This window comes from Streptomyces sp. NPDC127084 (assembly GCF_042724175.1).
In the GTDB taxonomy this organism is placed as follows: Bacteria; Actinomycetota; Actinomycetes; order Streptomycetales; family Streptomycetaceae; genus Streptomyces.
On the sequence record NZ_JBHXFA010000299.1, the window covers coordinates 1 to 3,545 of the forward strand.

Sequence of the window (3,545 nt, forward strand, 5' to 3'; positions counted from 1 at the left end):
CAGTTGCACACGCGTCACACAACACGATCTAGCGGATCAAGCGCGACCGCGAGGGCGAAACCCTCAGATTGGTCACAACCCAATACGGGCCCTAGGGTGCGTATCGAGTCGTGATCATTTGGTGGTCCTGGCGAGGTCTGTGATCCAGATCATCGAGGCGCGTGGGTGAAGGCCGGCGAGGTAGCTGTCTGGGGTCTTGTCGTATCGGGTGGCGATGCCTTGCCAGGCCTTGAGCTTGTTGATCAGGCGCTCGATGGTGTTCCTCTCTTTGTAGAGGCCGGTGTCATGGCTGACGGGCCGGCCGCCCCTGGAGCCCTTCTTCTTTCGGTTGGAGGCCTGGTCCGTCTTCTCCGGGATCACTGCCTTGATGCCGCGTCTGCGCAGGTGGGCCCGGTTGCCGCGGGAGGAATAGGCTATGTCGGCGGCGACCGCGTCCGGCCGGGTGCGAGGACGGCCGAGGGGGCCTCGGACCCGTAGCTTCCCCAGGACGGGGATGAATTGCGGGCTGTCGGCAGCCTGGCCCGCGGTCAGCACTTGCGGTCGGCGGCGAGGTGGATCTTGCCGGCCTGTCCGCCCCTGGAGCGTCCCAGGAGGGCGGCCTTCAGCCTCAGTTTTCGGCGACGCCGGATGCGTCGCCGTTCATCCCGCCCGGGATCTGCTTCGGCGTCCTGTCCGTTTCGTTCTTCGAGGCTGCCCCTTTTGACCTCAGGGCTTGATCAAGTTCAGTGAGTGTCGGGGTTGTTGGTGATGCCGAGGATGGCGAGTGCTCGTTCGGGCTCGTGGCGGATGGCGCGGGTGGTCTTGGCGATGTTGTTGGCTCCGAGGATCTTCAGGGTGCCGATGGCGAGGTTGCGGAAGGTGGCCATGGCGCGGGGCGCGTTGCCGGTGTGGACGGTTGAGGTGTCCTCGGCGAAGGTGACATCTCGGATGTAGTGGGAGGAATTTTCGATTCCCCAGTGCCCGCGGATGGCGGTGGCGAGGTCGGCGGGGCTGGTCTGGTGGATATTCAGGCTGGTGACGGCGTAGACGCTCTCGCGGCTCTCGGGCTTGCCGGTGGGCTTGCGGCGGCGGTGGACGCGGATGGCGAGGCGGGCGTGGGGGGAAGGCGATCCCGCCGAGGCTGTCGGCGATGGAACAGGCCTTGATCGACCGGGACTCGCGCCGTCCGTGGGCGGTGGCGGAGGCGGTGTGCTGGACGGTGATCGATGTCCAGGGCAGAGCGGCGAGCTGGGCGTACGCGGTGGGCTGGTTGGTCTTGATGACCGCAATGTAGTGGGCCTTCTTCGTCTCGACCAGCCAGGTGATGTTGGCCTTCACCGATTGCAGGGCGTCTAAGCTTGACGTTTAACCTCGCGCGTCACCCGACCTGCTGATCTGCGGTTCTTCCTGGGACAGCGGAGGCGGCCGTTCTCCACGCTTCGAGATGTCGAGTCACGAAGCACCGAGAGAACGGCCGCTGTGTATGAGTCTGTCCGTCGACGCGCCCGCAGGCCAGGCATTGGACGTGTTGTCCCGCTTTCGGGTCGAGTTCTACGAGAGCCTGTACGCCCGCGCGGACGTGCTCTTCGAGCTGACCGACGCTGTGCTGTGCACCGATGGGCCGGTCAAGACGCTGGTCGAGCTTTCCCTCGCGCATGAGATGCGGCGCGGGCACGGCGCCCTGTACGCGGCTCTGGACAAGGGCTGGTGCCAACCGGCCCGTATGCGCCGGGCGCTGGCCGACCTCCCGCTGCCCCGCGTTACCGACGGCCGCATCGCGTTGGCGGTGGACGTCTCCAACTGGCTGCGCCCGGATGCGAACACCAGCCCCGACCGGCTCTTCTGCCACGTCCACGGCCGCCGAGCCGACCGCAGCTGCGACCAGCTGATCCCGGGCTGGCCCTACTCCTTCGTCGCGGCCCTCGAATCGGGCCGCACCTCCTGGTGCGCCCTGCTGGACGCCATCCGCCTGGGTCCGGCCGACGACGCCACCACCGTCACCGCCACCCAGTTGCGTGAAGTCGTCACCCGCATCATCACCGCGGGCCACTGGCACGACGGCGACCCCGACATGCTGATCGTGATGGACGCCGGCTACGACAGCGCCTACCTCTCCCATGCCTTGGCCGACCTGCCCGTGGTCCTGGTCGGGCGCCTGCGCTCGGACCGCGTCATGCTCCGCGACGCGGGCCCCGCCCGCTCCGGCCCCCGGGGCGGGCGGCCACGCAAGCACGGCGGCGTGCTGACCCTCGCCAAGCCGGAGTCCTGGCACGCACCCGAGGTCACCACGGTGACGGACACCACCCGCTACGGCAAGGCGGAGGCGATGGCCTGGGACCGCATGCACCCCCGCCTTACCCACCGCGGGCCCTGGCTGGAGCACGCCGCAGAAGAACTCCCGCTGCTGCACGGCACGTTGATCCGACTCGCTGTGGAACGACTGCCCGGCGAGGCCGCCCCCAAGCCGGTGTGGCTGTGGTGCTCGGCCACCGACGCCGCCCCGCCCACCGTGGACCTGTGGTGGCGCACGTTCCTGCGCAGGTTCGACATCGAACACACCTTCAGAATGATCAAGCAGACGCTCGGCTGGACCGCGCCACGCGTCCGTCATCCCGGCGCGGCTGACCTGTGGACCTGGCTGATCATCGCCGCGCACACCCAGCTCCGACTCGCCCGCCCCCTCGCCGAGGACCTACGCCGCCCCTGGGAACGCCCCGTGAAGACCGAACGGCTGTCCCCGGCCCGCGTCCGGCGAGGGTTTCGCAACCTCCACCGGAAGGCGGCCCGTCCCGCAGCCGCACCGAAACCGGGCAAGCCCGGCCCCGGACGCCCGCCCGGAAGCCGCAACCAGCACAAGGCCCGCATCCAGGACGTCGGCAAGACCGTCAAACGCGCCGAAACGATCAAGGAACACCAACAGCAGCGAGGTTAAACGCAAGGCTAAGTAGCTGTTGTCGTTTCGATCTTGAGGGGTGGGCCTCGAACGGGAGTCTCGATCGGGTGATCGCGGCCGGTCGTGGGCATGAAGACAGGGCCTCTTGGTAGCTCGGGGTTGCGAAGCCAGCCGAGATCCAGGAGACCCTGTTGCCGCAGTTGTACGTGCTCGCGCCGGTGGAGTTCAACTCCGCTGCTCCGTCGTGTGATTGCGTCGCTCACCGGTTCGGGAATGCGGCCGATCACCCGGAGCGTGTTCGACGGTATCCCTCGGACATGACGGACGCGGAGTGGGCCGTGGTCCGGCCACTCCTGCCGGTGCCGCGCTGGATGCGGGGCCGGGGCGGGCAACCGGAGGCTTACTGCCACCGGGCGATACTGGACGCGATCTGGCTGGACCTGGCCACCCGCGAAGTGGTCGGATACGCGATGGCCGACCACCACCGCGCCGAGCTCGTCGTCGACGCCCTCGACATGGCCCACGGCCGCAGCGGACTGGAGCCCGGCTGCGTGATCCACAGCGACCGCGGCAGCGAAGGCGGATTCAATCGGTCGTCGCAATACCTTCATTTCGGAGGTGTTCAAGATCGCTACGGAGGACTGGAGCAGGAAGACCGGCGATGCGCCTGAGG

The 3,545-nt window shown here is 68.0% G+C and carries 4 protein-coding genes and 2 pseudogenes; 4 read left to right on the forward strand and 2 right to left on the reverse strand.

Annotation, left to right across the window (positions count from 1 at the left end):
• Positions 1-114: 114 nt before the first annotated feature.
• Both ACFWI9_RS33405 and ACFWI9_RS33410 read right to left on the reverse strand, forming a co-directional pair.
• Positions 115-701, reverse strand: a pseudogene (locus ACFWI9_RS33405) (transposase); the annotation flags it as partial.
• Between the two features lie 21 nt (positions 702-722).
• Positions 723-866: a hypothetical protein gene (locus ACFWI9_RS33410; RefSeq protein ID WP_387168815.1), complete on the reverse strand. Its 144-nt coding sequence runs from the start codon at positions 864-866 to the stop codon at positions 723-725.
• Between the two features lie 263 nt (positions 867-1,129).
• On the opposite strand from ACFWI9_RS33410, the gene ACFWI9_RS33415 reads away from it, so the two are divergent.
• From ACFWI9_RS33415 to ACFWI9_RS33430, 4 genes and pseudogenes are all read left to right on the forward strand, one after another.
• Positions 1,130-1,273 (forward strand): hypothetical protein, encoded by a 144-nt coding sequence (locus ACFWI9_RS33415; RefSeq protein ID WP_387168818.1) that lies wholly within the window; start codon positions 1,130-1,132, stop codon positions 1,271-1,273.
• A 189-nt stretch (positions 1,274-1,462) separates the two neighbouring features.
• Positions 1,463-2,911 carry an NF041680 family putative transposase gene (locus ACFWI9_RS33420; RefSeq protein ID WP_387168821.1) on the forward strand — a complete coding sequence of 483 codons (1,449 nt, stop codon included), beginning with the start codon at positions 1,463-1,465 and terminating at the stop codon, positions 2,909-2,911.
• A gap of 179 nt (positions 2,912-3,090) precedes the next feature.
• Positions 3,091-3,303 (forward strand): annotated as a pseudogene (locus ACFWI9_RS33425) (transposase); the annotation flags it as partial.
• Between the two features lie 3 nt (positions 3,304-3,306).
• The gene (locus tag ACFWI9_RS33430; RefSeq protein ID WP_387168824.1) at positions 3,307-3,543 is read left to right on the forward strand and encodes a DDE-type integrase/transposase/recombinase; all 237 of its coding nucleotides are present in this window, start codon (positions 3,307-3,309) and stop codon (positions 3,541-3,543) included.
• Positions 3,544-3,545: the final 2 nt, after the last annotated feature.